We start from the raw sequence: 1,583 nt of genomic DNA, 5'->3' as shown, positions 1-1,583 counted from the left end.
CTCTTCGGCGGCCAGCGGGTAAGAGTTCCCTTGGCGGCCCGGCACTGGCGTAGACCGATTGAGAGGATCTGAACCTTGAGCGATCTTTCTCGCCGTGACCTGTTCAGGACGTCGGCGGCCGCTGGCGTCGGAGCAGTCGTCGTCTCGGGTCTTACGGCCGCAGACACGCCGGATATTGCGGACGCAAGCGCCCCGGGAATCGACGCCTCGGACCACCCGAGTAAAGGCCCGGGATGCCCACCCGCGACGCTGACCGGCCACATCGTCGGTCCCGGTGACGCGGCGTACACGGATGCGCGACTCGGCTGGGACCAGCTCTTTTCTCACTATCCGCTGGTCATCGTCTTCGCACAGGAAACCCAGGATGTGGTGAACGCTCTGACGTGGGCGCGCCGGCAAAACGTCGCGTTGCGGGTGCGCAGCGGCCGCCACGCCCTCGAAGGCTGGTCGAATGTCGACAACGGCATCGTGATCGACGTCAGCGGGCTGAAATCGGTCCAGATCGACCCCGGCGCTCGTATCGCGACGGTCGGTGCCGGGCTGAACCAACTGGAAGCGGTGACGACGCTCGCGAAGCAGAACTTTGCGGTCACCACCGGGAGCGAGGGCAGCGTGAGCCTGTGCGGTGCGACACTCGGCGGTGGCCTCGGGCCCCTCAACCGCTGGCTCGGCATGGCCTGCGACAGCCTGATGGCGGCCGAGGTCGTCGTCCCATCGGGTGACGATTGCGCCGAGGTGATCAACGCGGACGTGCAGCACCACTCGGACCTGCTCTGGGCGCTTCGCGGGGCGGGAAACGGCAACTTCGGGATCGTCACACACCTCACCTATCAGGTGCATCCGCTCGAGCATCTCGCCTATGTGCAGGCGACATGGGATGGACTCGGGGACCTGTACGGGGTCTTCGAAGCATGGCAGCGTACGGTACCGTCCGCCGACAGCCGTCTAGGATCCGAGCTCGAGATCCACAAGTCCCAGATCCTGCTGTCCGCGTGGCTTGCCGACGGTGCAGCGGCACAGGCCACAGAGATGCTGGCTCCGATCCTGTCGGTCGGCACGCCCGATGTCACGGCGCAGGTCGGTAACTGGGGCGACTTCTTTGCCGGAGCCCAGGTCCCGCTCGCGCAAGAGCCCGCGAACTGGAAGTTCTTCTCACAGTTCGTCAAAGAGCCGTTCCCGAAGCAGGCGATCGACATCATCGGCGACTTCATGCGACACGCTCCCACAGAGGAGAGCAACTACTTCGTCGATGCCTTCGGTGGGGCGATCAAGACGGAGCCCCCGGGCGGCACGGCGTTCGCGCATCGCGACGCGCTTTTCTACGGCGAGATCGGCGCAGCCTGGGGGACTCGTTCAACACAACCAGGCGTCGGCGACCCGCTGACCTCGCAGGCCCAGGCCTGGACCGCCGAGTTCAGTCAGGCGCTGCGGCCCTACACCGACGGCGCCTACGTCAACGTGCCGAATCTCGGAATGCAAGAGTGGCAGACCGCCTACTGGGGGAGCGAGCGCTTCGAGCGGCTGCGCAGGATCAAGGCGGAGTACGACCCCCACAACGTCTTCCAGTACGAGCAGAGCATCCC

At 65.8% G+C, this 1,583-nt stretch carries 1 protein-coding gene; it reads left to right on the top strand.

The genetic code is table 11. The annotated features are described in order from the left end of the window. Positions 1-75: 75 nt before the first annotated feature. The coding region (locus tag NA5_RS38680; protein WP_062993993.1) for an FAD-binding oxidoreductase at positions 76-1,583 on the top strand (1,508 nt) is incomplete at its 3' end.

This window comes from Nocardia anaemiae NBRC 100462 (assembly GCF_001612725.1).
GTDB lineage: Bacteria > Actinomycetota > Actinomycetes > Mycobacteriales > Mycobacteriaceae > Nocardia > Nocardia anaemiae.
The sequence above is the reverse complement of the archived record's forward strand: the minus strand, read 5'-3'. Positions and strand labels throughout refer to the sequence as shown.